This window comes from Nonomuraea sp. NPDC059007, assembly GCF_042740555.1.
Taxonomy (GTDB): Bacteria; Actinomycetota; Actinomycetes; order Streptosporangiales; family Streptosporangiaceae; genus Nonomuraea.
On sequence record NZ_JBHYJD010000025.1, the window covers coordinates 118818 to 132226 of the forward strand.

At 69.3% G+C, this 13409-nt stretch carries 15 protein-coding genes; 6 read left to right on the top strand and 9 right to left on the bottom strand.

Going from position 1 to position 13409, the window contains the following annotated elements:
• From ACFWY5_RS34465 to ACFWY5_RS34480, 4 genes are read right to left on the bottom strand one after another with little or no spacing between them, the layout of a single operon-like run.
• Positions 1 to 780: a carbohydrate ABC transporter permease gene (locus ACFWY5_RS34465; RefSeq protein WP_379623825.1), complete on the bottom strand. Its 780-nt coding sequence runs from the start codon at positions 778 to 780 to the stop codon at positions 1 to 3.
• 23 nt (positions 781 to 803) lie between these two features.
• A complete protein-coding gene (locus tag ACFWY5_RS34470) occupies positions 804 to 1670 on the bottom strand; it encodes a carbohydrate ABC transporter permease (RefSeq protein WP_379636898.1) in 867 nt (288 codons plus the stop codon).
• The gene (locus ACFWY5_RS34475) at positions 1667 to 2905 is read right to left on the bottom strand and encodes an ABC transporter substrate-binding protein (RefSeq protein WP_379623822.1); all 1239 of its coding nucleotides are present in this window, start codon (positions 2903 to 2905) and stop codon (positions 1667 to 1669) included. Before ACFWY5_RS34475 ends, ACFWY5_RS34470 begins: the two co-directional genes overlap by 4 nt.
• Complete coding sequence (locus ACFWY5_RS34480) at positions 2902 to 4389, bottom strand: alpha-N-arabinofuranosidase (protein ID WP_379636900.1); 1488 nt, start codon at positions 4387 to 4389, stop codon at positions 2902 to 2904. Before ACFWY5_RS34480 ends, ACFWY5_RS34475 begins: the two co-directional genes overlap by 4 nt.
• 78 nt (positions 4390 to 4467) lie before the next feature.
• Here ACFWY5_RS34480 and ACFWY5_RS34485 point away from each other — a divergent pair, with 78 nt between their 5' ends.
• Complete coding sequence (locus tag ACFWY5_RS34485; RefSeq protein ID WP_379636902.1) at positions 4468 to 5481, top strand: LacI family DNA-binding transcriptional regulator; 1014 nt, start codon at positions 4468 to 4470, stop codon at positions 5479 to 5481.
• 83 nt (positions 5482 to 5564) lie between these two features.
• Here ACFWY5_RS34485 and ACFWY5_RS34490 read toward each other — a convergent pair whose 3' ends face one another.
• Positions 5565 to 6734, bottom strand: coding sequence for a serine hydrolase domain-containing protein (locus tag ACFWY5_RS34490; RefSeq protein ID WP_379636904.1), 1170 nt, complete (start codon positions 6732 to 6734; stop codon positions 5565 to 5567).
• Positions 6735 to 6983: 249 nt separating this feature from the next.
• Between ACFWY5_RS34490 and ACFWY5_RS34495 the strand changes: the two genes are divergently transcribed.
• Positions 6984 to 7748 (top strand): MarR family transcriptional regulator, encoded by a 765-nt coding sequence (locus ACFWY5_RS34495; RefSeq protein WP_379636906.1) that lies wholly within the window; start codon positions 6984 to 6986, stop codon positions 7746 to 7748.
• Here ACFWY5_RS34495 and ACFWY5_RS34500 read toward each other — a convergent pair.
• Together ACFWY5_RS34500 and ACFWY5_RS34505 are read right to left on the bottom strand one after the other, a co-directional pair.
• Positions 7739 to 8173 (bottom strand): hypothetical protein, encoded by a 435-nt coding sequence (locus tag ACFWY5_RS34500; protein ID WP_379636908.1) that lies wholly within the window; start codon positions 8171 to 8173, stop codon positions 7739 to 7741. The genes ACFWY5_RS34495 and ACFWY5_RS34500 overlap by 10 nt on opposite strands.
• A 107-nt stretch (positions 8174 to 8280) precedes the next feature.
• On the bottom strand, positions 8281 to 9099 hold the full coding sequence (locus ACFWY5_RS34505; protein ID WP_379636909.1) for a class I SAM-dependent methyltransferase: 819 nt from the start codon (positions 9097 to 9099) through the stop codon (positions 8281 to 8283).
• A gap of 61 nt (positions 9100 to 9160) precedes the next feature.
• Here ACFWY5_RS34505 and ACFWY5_RS34510 point away from each other — a divergent pair, with 61 nt between their 5' ends.
• From ACFWY5_RS34510 to ACFWY5_RS34525, 4 genes are all read left to right on the top strand, one after another.
• On the top strand, positions 9161 to 9643 hold the full coding sequence (locus tag ACFWY5_RS34510) for a GbsR/MarR family transcriptional regulator (RefSeq protein WP_379623809.1): 483 nt from the start codon (positions 9161 to 9163) through the stop codon (positions 9641 to 9643).
• Positions 9644 to 9757: 114 nt separating this feature from the next.
• On the top strand, positions 9758 to 10336 hold the full coding sequence (locus ACFWY5_RS34515; RefSeq protein ID WP_379636911.1) for an RICIN domain-containing protein: 579 nt from the start codon (positions 9758 to 9760) through the stop codon (positions 10334 to 10336).
• Between the two features lie 92 nt (positions 10337 to 10428).
• Positions 10429 to 10710, top strand: coding sequence for a hypothetical protein (locus ACFWY5_RS34520; protein WP_379636913.1), 282 nt, complete (start codon positions 10429 to 10431; stop codon positions 10708 to 10710).
• Positions 10665 to 11054: a hypothetical protein gene (locus ACFWY5_RS34525; RefSeq protein ID WP_379636915.1), complete on the top strand. Its 390-nt coding sequence runs from the start codon at positions 10665 to 10667 to the stop codon at positions 11052 to 11054. Before ACFWY5_RS34520 ends, ACFWY5_RS34525 begins: the two co-directional genes overlap by 46 nt.
• Here the strand turns inward: ACFWY5_RS34525 and ACFWY5_RS34530 are convergent.
• Both ACFWY5_RS34530 and ACFWY5_RS34535 read right to left on the bottom strand, forming a co-directional pair.
• On the bottom strand, positions 11051 to 12085 hold the full coding sequence (locus ACFWY5_RS34530) for a M4 family metallopeptidase (RefSeq protein ID WP_379636917.1): 1035 nt from the start codon (positions 12083 to 12085) through the stop codon (positions 11051 to 11053). The two genes, ACFWY5_RS34525 and ACFWY5_RS34530, sit on opposite strands and share 4 nt — an antisense overlap.
• 90 nt (positions 12086 to 12175) lie before the next feature.
• Positions 12176 to 13390, bottom strand: a complete 1215-nt coding sequence (locus ACFWY5_RS34535; RefSeq protein ID WP_379623801.1) for an MFS transporter — start codon at positions 13388 to 13390, stop codon at positions 12176 to 12178.
• Between the last annotated feature and the right edge of the window lie 19 nt (positions 13391 to 13409).

Genomic DNA, 13409 nt, shown 5'->3' on the forward strand with positions numbered 1-13409 from the left:
CTACTTCATTCCGGTGGTTGCGATGCCTTCGATGAAGCGCCGCTGGACGAGCAGGAACGCGGCGACCATCGGCAGGAGGGTGAGCACGGCGCCGGCCATCAGCAGCCCGTACTCGATGACGTGCTCGCCCATGAACAGCGCCAGCCCCGCGGGCAGCGTCTGCATGTCGGTCTCGGTGGTGAACACCAGCGGCCAGAGCAGGTCGTTCCAGTTGTACATGAAGTGGAACAGGCCCAGCGTGAGCAGCGCGGGCCCGGACAGCGGCAGAATCACCCTCCGGTAGATGCCGAACTCGGACGAGCCGTCGATGCGGGCGGCCTCGTCGAGCTCGCGCGGGATCGTCAGGAAGTACTGGCGCAGGAAGAAGATGCCGAACGCGTTCGTCGCCCGCGGCACGATCAGCCCCTGGTAGGTGTTGATCCAGTCCATGGAGCTGAGCAGCTGGAACAACGGCACCAGCGTGACCTGCGGCGGGATCATCAGCAGGAGCAGGATCAGGACGAACACCGCGTTCTTGCCGGGGAAGTCCATCCTGGCCAGGGCGTAGGCGGCCAGGGAGTCCAGCAGCAGCGACACCGCCGTCACGCCGCCCGCGAACACGACGGTGTTGAGGAACTGCCGGCCGAAGGGGATCCGCTCCCAGATCTGGGTGTAGTGGTCGGTGGTGAAGCCGCCGGGCAGCAGCGAGGGCGGATAGCGGACGATCGCCGCCTCCGGCGTGATCGACGCCACGACCATCCAGACCAGCGGCAGCAGGACCAGCCCCGCCCCGACCAACAAAGCCCCATATTTCAGGACTCGCACTAGTACCTCACCGCCCGGCGGCTGAAGAAGACGTTCTGCGCCAGCGACAGCACGAACACGATCAGCACCAGCACCCAGGCGATGGCCGAGGCGTAGCCGAACTCGAAGTCCTGCAGGCCCTTGCGGTAGACGAGGTAGACCAGCGACTCGGTGGCGAAGTGCGGCCCGCCGCGGGTCATGACGAAGATCTGGTCGAACACCTGGAGCGCGGCGATCGCGGCGATGATGAAGACGAACATCGTGGTGTGCCCGAGCAGTGGCCAGGTCACCTTGCGGAAGCGCTGCCACGGCCCGGCGCCGTCGATGGTGGCGGCCTCGTAGTACATGCGCGGGATCGTCTGCAGCCCCGCCAGGTACATGACCATGTAGAAGCCGGCGTTCTTCCAGACGCCGACGCCGATCAGGTACCACATGGCCACGTCCGCGTCCCGTACGCCGTCGCCCACGTCGACGCCGAGGCCGCGCAGCCAGTACGTGACCAGCCCGATGTCCGGATCGAGCAGAAACTTCCACGCGATCGCCACCACGCCCAACGAGACCACGGACGGCAGGAACAGCGCGGAGCGGAAGAACCCGCGCCCCCGGACGTGCCCGTTGAGCAGCAGCGCCAGGCCCAGGGCCAGCGCGACCGCGACGGGTGTCGCGGCGACCGCGTAGAACACCGTGTTGCGCAGCGCGACCAGGAAGGCCGGGTCGGCGAGCAGCTTGGTGTAGTTGCCGAGCCCCACGAAGATCCCGGGGCCGATGGACTTGTCGTAGAAGGAGTCGGCCAGCGACTGGAGCATGGGCCAGACCATGAACACCCCGACCACGATCAGGGTCGGTGCGAGAAAGGCGTACGCGGTCGCCGTACGGCGGGCCCTCATGGGCCGGAAAGCGGCGCGATCGCCTTGGCCGCCTCGTCAAGCGCCGGCTGGACCTGGGCCTTGCCCGTGGTCACCCGCTGGACGGCCGGTTCGAAGATCTCCTCGTAGATCTTGCGGAACTCGGCCTGGCCGGGCAGCAGCACGCGGGCCTTCTCCGAATGGGCCGCGAACTGCGCCACGTACGGGTTGGCCTTGGTGTCCTCGGGGGTGACGTCGGTTCTGACGCCGGGGAAGCCGGAGCCGTTGGACCACGCGATCTGCGACTCCTTGGAGTTCCAGAACGTGAACCACTCCTTGGCCGCCTTCTGCTTGGCCGCGTCGGACTTCGCGTTGAGCACGAAGGAGGAGGCTCCGGCCAGCGTCACCGCTCCGGCGGGTCCCGCCGGGACCATGGCGACGCCGAAGTCCACCCCGGCCTCCTTGAACCCGGTGGTCATCCACGGCCCGGTGATGTTGGTGGCCGCCTTGCCGGTCTGGAAGAGCTTGTCGGCGTCCGCGCCGCCGAGGCCGGTGGGCGAGATCCGGTCCTTGGCGACGAGGTCGCTCCACTGCTGGACCGCCTGCACCGACTGGGGGCTGCTGAGCGAGAGCAGGTCGCCGCCGTTGCCCCACAGCAGGATCGGCCAGACCTGGATCGTCTGGTGGTCGGGCAGCGCGGTGCCGTACTGCTCGGGGCGGCCGTCGCCGTTGGTGTCCTTGGTCAGCTTCTTCAGCGCGGACTGCCACTCCTGCCACGTGGCCGGAGGCTTGGCGGGGTCGAGCCCGGCGTCCTTGAAGAGCTTCTTGTTGTAGTACATGAGGATCGGCGTGAACGTCATGGGCACCGCGTAGTGCTTGCCCTTGAACAGCGTGGCCTCGACGGCGGGCTTGACCAGGCTGGCCGTCCGCTCGGCGGTGAACCAGTCGTCGAGCGGGGCCAGCACGCCCTTGGCCGCGAACCGGCCGATGTGGGCGTCGTCGAAGGCGACGAGGTCGGGGCCGTTGCCACTGGTGTAGGCGGGCAGCAGCTTCTGGAACAACACATCCCAGGTCATGATGTTCATCTCGACGCGGATGCCGGGATGCGTGTCGTTGAACTTCTTGACCAGCCCTTCCAGCGCGGGGCGGTCGGGGCCGGTGTAGCCGTTCCAGAAGGTGAGCGTGACCGGGGCGCCGGGTGCGCCGGATTTGTCGGTGGATCCGCAGGCGGTCAGCGTGAGTGCGGTGACGACGGCGAGAGCGAGCAGGCGTTTCATGCGGGGTCAGCTCCGGTGAAGGTGAGACGGATCAGGCTCCAGGACGCAGCCGGGAGCAGGGCGCGCAACTGTGCCCCGTCGAGCTGCGCGTTGGCGAGCGGCACGACGGCCGCTTCGGTGGCGTGCGGGTCGGCCCCGGCTTCCAGCAGGTGGGTGTGCGCGAGTCTCAGCCGTCCTAGGGTGCGCAGGTCGGCGGTCAGGTCCAGGGCCTCGTGGGCGCTCCTGTTGACCGCGATCACCGTGACGCCCTCGTCGTCGAGGGTGGCCACGGCGGACAACTGCGCGGCTTCGCCGTACCTCGCCGTGTCGAGCAGCGGCGAGCGCGGCTCCACCCGCAGCACGGTCCCCCGCGCGTGGCGGGCGGTCAGCGCGAACGGGTGGAAGATCGTCTGACGCCAGGCGGGTCCGCCCGGCGTGGTGCGGATGGGCGCGATGATGTTGGCCAGTTGCGCCTGGCAGGCCACGCTCACACGGTCGGAGTGGCGCAGCAGCGTGATGAGGAAGTCGCCGACCACGACCGCGTCGGCCGCGGTGAAGGTGTCCTCGATGAGCACGGGCGCCTCCTCGAAGTCGCCCTGCTCACGGCCCTCGTAGCGGGCCTGGTTCCAGACGTTCCACTCGTCGAAGGACAACATCATCTTCTTGGTACGGCGCAGCCGCGCCCGCACGTGGTCGGCGGTCGCGACCACGGAGGAGATGAACCGGTCCATGTCGACCGCCGCGGCGAGGAAGCTGCCGAGGTCACCGTCCTCCTCGTAGTAGGCGTGCAGCGAGATGTAGTCGACCGCGTCGTAGGCGTGCTCCAGCACCGTCGACTCCCACGCCCCGAACGTGGGCATCTGGGAGTTGGAACTGCCGCACAGCACCAGCTCGACCCCCGGATCGACCAGCCGCATGGCCTTGGCGGTCTCGTTGGCCAGCCGGCCGTACTCGGTGGCCGTCTTGTGCCCGATCTGCCACGGGCCGTCCATCTCGTTGCCCAGGCACCACAGCCTGATCCCGTACGGCTCCGCCGCCCCGTGCTTGATCCGCAGGTCGGACAGGTGGGTGCCGCCCGGCAGGTTGGCGTACTCCAGCAGGTCGCAGGCCTCCTGGATGCCCCGGGTGCCCAGGTTGACGGCCATCATCGGCTCGACGCCCGCCCGGTCGGTCCAGGACATGAACTCGTGGAGCCCGAACCGGTTGGTCTCGATCTGCCGCCAGGCCAGGTCGAGCCTGGTCGGGCGGTCGGGGCCGACGCCGTCCTCCCAGCGGTAGCCGGAGACGAAGTTGCCGCCCGGATAGCGCACCACGCTGACGCCCATCTCGCGGGTCAGGTCCAGCACGTCGCCGCGGAAGCCCTCGGGCGTGGCGCTGGGGTGGCCGGGCTCGAAGATCCCCGTGTAGACGCACCTGCCCATGTGCTCCACGAAGGAGCCGAACAGGCGCCGGTTGACGGGGGCGATCTCGAAGGCCGGATCCAGGCTGAGGTGTGCGTCTTCCATGGCAGCCTTTCTACATCGTTGTCTGCAACGTTGTAAACGGCCTATTTCATCGTTGTAAATCGCGATAGAGTGCTCGGCATGCGGCCCAGGCTGAAAGACGTCGCCGAACACGCGGGCGTGTCCATCAAGACCGTCTCCAACGTGGTCAACGGCTACCCCCACGTCAGCCCGGACACCCGGACCCGGGTCGAGGCGGCCATCGCCGAGCTGCGCTACCAGCCCAACCTCTCCGCGCGTAACCTGCGCAGCGGCCGTTCAGGGGTGATCGCGCTGGCCGTACCGGATCTGTCGATCCCCTACTTCTCCGAGCTGGCGACCAAGGTGATCGAGGTGGCCGACCTGCGGGGCTGGACCGTCCTCATCGACCAGACCCAGGGCGAGCGCCGTAAGGAACAACTCGTCATGTCCGGCATCCGGGCGCAGCTCATCGACGGCATGCTGTTCAGCCCCCTCGCCCTCACCCCCGAGGACCTGCGCGCGCGGACCGACCAGACCCCGATGGTCCTGCTGGGCGAGCGCATCGGCGGCGGCACGCTCGACCACATCGCCGTGGACAACGTCGCCGCCGCCCACCTGGCCACCTCGCACCTGGTCGCCCTCGGCCGCCGCCGCATCGCCGCCATCGGCGCCCAGCGCGCCGCCCGCGCGGTCACGGCGGAACAGCGCCTGCGCGGCTTCCGCGGCGCCCTGTCCGACGCGGGCCTGTCCGAGCACGCCGTCGCCGACGTCTCCGACTACCACCGCGCCGACGGCGCGGAGGCCATGGCCCGCCTGCTCGCCGGCGACCCGCCGGACGCCGTCTTCTGCTTCAACGACACCCTTGCCCTGGGCGCGTTGCGCACCCTGCTCTCGCGCGGCCTGCGGGTCCCGCGGGACGTCGCCCTGATCGGCTTCGACGACATCGAGGACGGCCGCTTCTCCACCCCCACCCTGACCACCATCGCACCGGACAAGGCCCACATCGCGGAAACCGCGGTCAACCTCCTGGCCACCCGCCTGTCAGCGGCCGGCGCCGAACCCCCGCAGGACCTCTGCGCCCCGCACCGCCTGATCGTCCGCGAGAGCACGGCCACCGGCCGGCGAGAAGGATGAGTGTTCGCGAGGTGCGGTCCACCCCGGCGGGTGCGGGTGGTCAGGCCGTCGCAGCCTGACCACCTGGAGGCGATCGCCGAGGGTCAGGACGATCCGGTGGGGCAGAACTCGGCTTCGAGGACGTTGGTGAAGGAGGCCACGGGGTACTTCCAGTCGCCGTTGACGTTCTGCACGAGCATGCGGGCGGCGTCGCGGGTGCCGTAGGCGTATGACCACGAGCCGGGGAGCGCGCCGCCCATGCCCCAGACCGTGGTGCCGCAGGACAGTTTCACCGAGGCCACGCCGAAGCCGTAGGTGGTGTTGGGGATCCACTTTCCGTCGGGGACCACGTTGGTGGCGAACATCTGGCGATGCTGGGCAGGGGGCAGGAGCCGGCCCTTGAGCAGCGCGGTGAAGAACCGGTCGAGATCGGCGGCGGTGGAGACGATGTCGCCCGCGGCCCAGCCGGCGGAGGGGTTCAGCTCGGTCACGTCGTAGGTCTTGGTCGCGGACTCCTCGGCGGACAGCATCGAGTAGTGCCGGGCGTGCGGGCCGCGGATCCGCACCTCCTTGCCCGCCGGCACGTACGTGCCGGTCAGGCCGAGGGGACGGGCGATGCGCCGGTGGACCAGTTCGGCGTAGGTCTCGCCGGTCGCCTTCTCGGCGATCATGGCGGCGAGGACGAAGCCGGTGTTGGTGTAGGTCCAGCCCTTGCCTGGCCGGAAGTCGGACGGGTTGGACGTGGCGATCCTGATCAGCTGCTCCGGCTGGTATCGGTCAAAGCGGTGCTTGAGGAAGGCCGGGGTGTACATACGGGTCAGCATCTCTTTGTCGATGAGGTGGTTGAAGATGCCGCTGGTCATGTTGAGCAGTTGCCTGATGGTGGTCAGGCGGCCGTCGTGGCCGTTGCCGCGTAGCAGGCCGGGCAGCCACTTCTCCACCTTGTCGTCCAGGCTGAGCTTGCCTTCGGCCGCCAGTTGCAGCACGACGGTGGCGGTGAAGGTCTTGGTGATGCTGCCGATGCGGAACCGCTCCTGCGGCAGGCGCTTGCGGCCGGTCCGGGTGTCGGCCACGCCCGCCGTGCCGAACCAGGTGTCGTCGCCCTCGCGTACCGTCGCGAGGATGCCCGGAAGGCCGGTTTCGGCAATGGCCCGCTCAAGCGCCCGCTGAACTCCGGGGCGGTCGGGGACCTGGTCAGCGCCGGCCGCGGTCGCGGGTGTGGCCATGGCGGCGACCGTGGTGGCGACGAGCAGGCCCAGGCCCGCTCGGGTCATACGCGAATGGGATCTCTTTCCGGCAAAGGTACGCATCTCAACTCCTCGTTTGGGGTCGCAGACACGCTATATCTCGTTCGCGATTCACTCAATGTAAGAAGTCATGATCGCAAGAGAAGTAGCAGCTCAAAGCTCGTAAATCTTTGCAATGAGACTGAAGTTAATGCACAATCCGATGCTGTTTGCAATGAGCTGCGGGTTAATGCATACTGAGCAGCCACGCCACGGCAGCGAAGGGGAGTCACAGGTATGCCCGGAGACAGGCTGACCCGCCAGGACCGCCAGAACATCGCCGCCGGCCTGGCCGCGGGACTCACCTACTCCACGATCGCCAAGGGCCTGCGACGCCCGGCCTCGACCGTCACCCGCGAGATTCTCCGCAACGGAGGGCCCGCCGGCTACCAGGCCGAGCAGGCACATCAGGCCACCAAGCAGCGTGCCCGGCGGCGTGCGTCAGCCCGATCGGCGCAGTCCCCGGTTCCCCCGGCCGCCGCCGCGCCGGGACGGGCCGCCGAAGCCCTGCGGGACTTCCGGGAGCGGTTCGCCGGACGGGTGGGCGCGACCGGGCTCCCGCCGATGATGAGCAGGGTGCTGGCCTGCCTGTACGCCACCGACACCGGCAGCCTGACCTCTGCCGAACTGGTCCGGCAGTTGCGGGTCAGCCCGGCCTCGATCTCCAAGGCCGTCAACTACCTCGAAAGGCAGGAACTGATCCGCCGTGAACGCGACCCTCGGCGACGGCGCGACCACTACGTCATCGACGAGGACGTCTGGCACCGGGCGCTGCTGGCCAGCGCCCGGGTGAACGCCGAACTGGCCGACATCGCCGAGCAGGGAGCCGCGATCCTCGGCGCCGCCACACCCGGCGGCGCCCGCCTGCGGGACGTGAGCCGGTTCCTCGGCCACATCAACGACGACCTCGTCCGCTCGGTCAACCACTGGCGGCGCACCGCGGACGGGCCGCGAAAGAGAGCCCGCAACCAGCCCGTACACCACTCCAGAGGTCAGGGGTAGATCGTGTAGGTCTTGGTGTTGTTGCACACGATCGTGCCCGGGAGGCAGCGCTTGGCCCTGATCGTGATCCGGTCGAGGTTGGTGCGGGTCGTGGACCATTTGAAGCTCTTGTGGCCCTTGTTCCGGCCGGCCTCCTTGTACCCGCCATAGATCTCGTCGCCGTTGCTCTTCTTGAAGGAGACCTCGACCACGCTCGTCCAGACGTCCTTCTTGGTGTCCGTCACGCTGCCGCGCGCCTGGCCGTAACCGTTGCTGCAGAGCTTCAGGACGTAGCTGACGAAGCCGTCCTTCGTGTTCAGCTTGCTCCACTTCTCCTTGCATCCGGCCGAGGAAGCCGTGGCCCCCGTGGCCGGCGTCAGCACGGCGAAGGCCGCAGAGACAGCGACAGCAGTGGCGAGCATCTTCGAAGGGGAGGGCTTCCGCATGGAATTCGATCCTTGTCGGTGAACGAGCACGTCGCCATGCTCCGCCTGTGGTCAGAGCACCGCGGATGATGCTAGGCACCGGCGGTATAGCCGCGGTATGCCGTGCCCTAGGAGAACCGGAAGCGGACGATGCGAGTGGAGCGCCTCATACCCGGAAGCAGGGTCATGAGGCGGTACATGCGGCGGATGTTCGCGGGCGCCTTGGCCATCAGCACGGGTGCGTCGTACATCGGCGCCTCGTCGACGTATGCGAGCCGCGGGTGCCAGCCGGCCAGCGCGGCCGGGTCGTTGAAGCCGCAGCGGAACCGGGTGCCGTATTTACGCAGGGTGGGGTCCCATTTCGAGGTCCGCCACGCCCAGACCGGCACCGTGTCGAACTGTATCTGGCCGGTGGGGAAGGCGTCGACGACGCTGGTCAGCAGGTGCCGGACGGCGCTCTCGGTCAGGTACGGCACCAGCCCCTCGGCGATCATCAGCACGGGCCGGCCGCGGGGTGTCCGTTCCAGCCAGGTCAGGTCGGTGACGCTGGAGGCGATCAGGGTGTAGTGCTCGCGCGCTGGCAGGAACCGTTTCCGCAGTTCGATGACGGACGGGTAGTCCAGGTCGTACCAGTCGACGGTGGCGGGCGGGTCGATCCGGTACACCCGGGCGTCGAGGCCGCAGCCCAGGTGCAGCACCACCGCGTCGGGATGGCCGGCCAGGAAGCTCCGGGCCCAGTCGTCGTGGGCCTTGGCCCGCACCACGGCGGCCAGGCCCATCTGGCTGCTGCCGAATCGGCGCTTGTCGTAGTCGGGGTCGAGGCGGCGCATCGCCCGCTCGGCGTACGCGTCGCCGAGGATCGGGTCCGGCAGCCGGTTGTCCAGCGCCTTGGCCCTGAGGACGGGGCTGAGGGTCTTCTGCACTCCGATGAGTTCAGTGTCCTTCACCACCACGATGCTACGCTCATTTCATGAAATTCGTGAACTTTGAGAATATAAGGGAGCTTGGGTGACGAGAGCGGAGAAGGGCGACCTCGCCGGCTTCCGGGAACGGTTCGCGCAGATCATGGTCGAGTACGGCATGCCCCGGATGGCCTCGCGGGTCTACGCCGCGCTGCTGGTCAGCGACTCCGGCAAGCTGTCGGCCGCCGAACTCGCCGAGCGGCTGGAGGTCGGCGCGCCGGCGATCTCGGGGGCGGTCAAGTACCTGGTGCGGGTGCGGCTGGTCGAACGCGGCCGCGAACCCGGGAGCCGGCACGACTTCTGCCGGATCCACGAGCACACCTGGAGCCACTTCGTCAGCCAGTCCGACCCGATGCTGGCCCGGGTCCAGGCCGGCGCCGAGGAGGGCCTCGCGCTGCTGGGTCCCGACAGCCCCGCCGGGCGGCGCCTGGAGGAGACCCGCCGGTTCTTCGCGTTCGTCCGCGAGGAGATCGACCAGTCGATGGCGAAGTGGTGGCGGCTCCAGGCGGCAGAACGCGAGGCAGAATAACGGCACCCGGACCACGCCGATCGCCCGTGTGCACTTCGACGCAGACACCCCGGACCCTCGCCGCCTATAAATTCCTCCATCACGGGGAAATCATCAGCGAGAGGGTCAACGCACATGCGCACCGCCATGGTCACACTCATCGTCGCGATCGGCCTGGGACTCCTTCCCGGCGTTTCAGCGCACGCGAGAACCGCGCAATTAGCCTATGAAATCGTGCCCAACGCCAACCAGAACTGGGCGCTCAATATCGGTGGCAGCAATGGCGACGGGCGGGCCGGTGTCACGGCCGGCGTCTGGTGGCGCTCGCCCGGATCCCTGCCCAACTCCTGGACGCTGACCTTCAAGTTCGGCACCGCGGCGGGCGTCAGCTACTACCAGTGGAAGAACAGGTTCAGCGGCATGTGCCTGGCGTGGGAGTCCAATTCCAGCGTCCGTTTCGCGATCCAGCAGCCGTGCGGCAGTTCCACCCGCCAGCAGTGGGCGTTCATTCAGCAAGGAAATGGCAGCGGCGGATTCCGGGTCTCCAACAGAGCGTCGGACGTGGCCGACAATGTCGTCCCCGGGCAAGGCCGCGTGCTGAAGTTCGTCGCTTCCGGTATCGGCGACACACCTCCGGTCGGGTCCTTCGCCTTTATGGCATTCGCCAGCAACAACGCGCACGAGTTCTGGCACTCCCGGCCCTTCACCATCTGAACCGTTCCAGAGAACGGGATGGCCGGTTTCGGCCACGGCCATCCCGTCCGCGGAAATCCGGATAAAGCCGGCCAGGCTGGGAGGGGGCGACCGTGGTGACAGCCGCGTCGGTGGTCACGCCGGCGGTGGTCGTCGTGGCGGCGGTGGTGACCCTGGTGAACGTCCAGGAGTTCAAGCGCCGGTGGCTGTCGGCCCAGCCGGCCAGGGAGATCGCGCGACCGGTTCACCGCACGTACAGTCCGGGCCTGGTCGCGCTCCTCGGGGCCCTGGGGGCCGGGGTCACCTTCCTGCTCGCGCCCGGGTCGAGAACCTGGGCACGGCGGGGATCGTGCTCATCGCCGCCCTGGGGCTCGCCCTCGGCGTCGCCGGGCTGAGCTTTCTCGGGCTCGGCGCCGCCGTCCACGCGCTACTGTGGCCGGCGGACCCGTCGATCGTGTACTGGTGGGCGATCCCGCCGGCCGCGGGCGGCGTTCTGAGGTTTCCGCACCTGGCCGAGCACGACCGGCGCGGCGCCTGGAGCATGGTCGTGGCGGTGAACCGGTACGGGCCGATCATCAGGGGTACCGCGCCGGCCGAACCGTTCTGGCGGGTCGCCGGGCTGCTGGCTGGGCTCGCGCCGCTCGGGGCCGTGGTCGCGGCCGGCGCGAATCTCTGGCCCGGTTCCGGCTCGGGCGCCGGAACCGGGGCCCGCCTGGTGGTGACCTGCGACCAGGCCTAGCGGGCCGGAGGTGGCGCGCAGGCGGGCTCGGCCGGCTGGGCCGGTACGCTCACCGCGTCCCACGCGGCCTTGACCGTGACGCAGGCCGGGTCGGCCGGGCCGTACAGCTCGATGGCCGACATGACGGAGGCGGTACGGACGTGCACGTAGCGCCAGCCGGACGTCTTGCGCAGGAGGGACTGCATGAAGACCCGTCCCGCCTTGACCAGGCCGATCCCGGTCACCGAGGCCGGGCCGCCGGCGCAGATCGGGCTGGACGGCTTCCCTCCGCCGGGCACGCTGCCCTCGGCCAGCAGGTAGAACCAGTGGCGCATCGGGCCGGAGGCGGCGTGGACCTCGGTGGCCGGGATCTGGGCGCTGTAGCAGTTGGGGTGGCCGTCCAGGCCCGGGTTGTAGGTGTGGCGGAGCGGGCCGCCGCCGATCAGGTCGGATCCTTCGCCGATCACGTAGTCGGGCCGGTCGACGTGGCTGTTCGCGTACCACTCGGTGAGGGTGCCGAAGATGTCGGCGGAGCCCTCGTTGATGCCGCCGTTCTCGTTGCCCGCGCCGGCACCGCCGGGCGTGGTCTGGTAGACGACGTGGCCGTACTGGTGGCCCACCAGGTCCAGCTGGGTCGGGAAGCTCTGGCTGCCGGGGAAGTCGACGGTGGAGCCGGGGACGGACGTGCCCGTCACGATCCGGGCGGGGGCGCCGCGGCCGCTGCCGTTGATGCCGTTGCGGCCCAGCCAGTCGCGCAGCATGTCCCACATGCGCTGCACGCCGTACAGGACGTCGACGCAGGCGGTGACCGTGTCATGGCGCCGTCCGGTGCCGATCGTGGTGCCGACCGGCCCTTTGGCGGGGGTGGTGCCGTTGATACCGCAGGAGATGCCTGGACGTAACGGGTCGCTCAGGATGTAGTACCCGCCGGATTCGGTGACGTCGATCTGGACTGCGCCGTTGTGGTAGCCGAGTCCGGAGGCCGGGACGAAGGTCAGGGCGAGGCTTATGGCCGCCGAGAACGCTGTCGCCGCATAGACAGGAAGCTTCACGATGCTCCTTCCAGGGGCTTGTGGCGTCTGGAGGTTAAGATCCGCCTGACCGGCCGTCAACCCGCCGGAAGGGCGCGGGCCGTACCGTGATCACGCGGCCATGACCGCTTCGGCGGGCAGGCGGCGCGCGAGCCGGATGACCGTGAGCGCGGCCGCCGCCAGCAGCACGCCGAGCGTCGCCCACAACAGGACCGGGACCGAGGTGAGCAGGGCGGAGAACCCGGCCGGCGCGACGACGGCGGCGACCGCCCAGGTCAGCTGGTAGATCGCCAGGTAGCGCCCGCGCATGGCGGGCGGCGCGGCGCCCGCGGCCAGTCCCCAGGAAGGGACGGTATGCAGGAGTTCGCCCGCGGTGAGGATGAGCGTGGCCGCGACGAGCCCGCCGATCCGCACGGGCCCCGGCGGCAGCAGCGCCGTCGCGGCGTAGGCGCCGCACGCCGCGATGAGCACCGCCCCGCCCAAAGCCAGGGAGTGTGTACGGCGGGCCGCCCGCTGCAACCGCCGGACCAGCAATTGACCGGAGGCCACCAGGAAGGTGTTGAGCGCGTAGAGCACGCCGAGAACGGCGGCGGGAGCCCCGAGCACGGTGACCGCGTAGATCGGCAGCGCGACAGGAAGGATCATGTGCGCCAGCGTGAACGCCTGCTCGGCCCCCACCAGCGCGATGAACGGCCGATCGCCCAGCACCTGCCGGTAGCCGCCGCGCGGACCGGCGTCTCTGGCGGTCCGGACCCGTGGCCCCGAGAGGATCAGGCAGGTCGCGGCCACCACGAAGCTGGCCGCGTTCACCACGGCGATGACCGTGAACCCGGCGCCGCCGGCCAGCGAGACCGCCCCCGCCGACAGCAGCCCGCCCAGGCCGAAGGCGACGTTGCGGGCCGTTGCCATGAGCGCGTAGAGCCGGTCGCGCCGCGCCCCGCCGGCCAGGACCGCGACATAACTGGCCGAGGCCGGATAGTAGGCCCGGTCCCCCACCGCGACCAGCGCCGCGACGATGATCAGCGCGGCGAATCCGTCCACGAGCGGGTAGGCGGCGAACGCCAGCGCGCGCAGCACGTAGGTTCCCACCAGCACACCGCGTGCGTCGAAGCGGTCGATCAGGATGCCCGCGACCGGATTGGCGGCCAGCCCGGCCGCGGCCGCCACCGTCACCCCAGCGCCGACCACGGCCATGGACAGCCCGGTGACCTCGTGGATGAACAGCAGGGTGAGCGGAACGTAGAGGCCGCTGCCCAGCGCGTCGACGAACATCCCCGTCAGGAACGCCCGCTCGCCCCGGACACGTGTGGCAGACGTGACAGGCATGCCGGCCAGTCTCACCAGA

Coding starts and splice junctions, on each gene's coding strand:
- ACFWY5_RS34515 (WP_379636911.1), top strand. CDS start 9,758: ATGCGCACCGCCATGGTCACACTCATCGTCGCGATCGGCCTGGGACTC.
- ACFWY5_RS34490 (WP_379636904.1), bottom strand. CDS start 6,734: ATGACCCGAGCGGGCCTGGGCCTGCTCGTCGCCACCACGGTCGCCGCC.
- ACFWY5_RS34495 (WP_379636906.1), top strand. CDS start 6,984: ATGCCCGGAGACAGGCTGACCCGCCAGGACCGCCAGAACATCGCCGCC.
- ACFWY5_RS34480 (WP_379636900.1), bottom strand. CDS start 4,389: ATGGAAGACGCACACCTCAGCCTGGATCCGGCCTTCGAGATCGCCCCC.
- ACFWY5_RS34535 (WP_379623801.1), bottom strand. CDS start 13,390: ATGCCTGTCACGTCTGCCACACGTGTCCGGGGCGAGCGGGCGTTCCTG.
- ACFWY5_RS34475 (WP_379623822.1), bottom strand. CDS start 2,905: ATGAAACGCCTGCTCGCTCTCGCCGTCGTCACCGCACTCACGCTGACC.
- ACFWY5_RS34500 (WP_379636908.1), bottom strand. CDS start 8,173: ATGCGGAAGCCCTCCCCTTCGAAGATGCTCGCCACTGCTGTCGCTGTC.
- ACFWY5_RS34485 (WP_379636902.1), top strand. CDS start 4,468: ATGCGGCCCAGGCTGAAAGACGTCGCCGAACACGCGGGCGTGTCCATC.
- ACFWY5_RS34470 (WP_379636898.1), bottom strand. CDS start 1,670: ATGAGGGCCCGCCGTACGGCGACCGCGTACGCCTTTCTCGCACCGACC.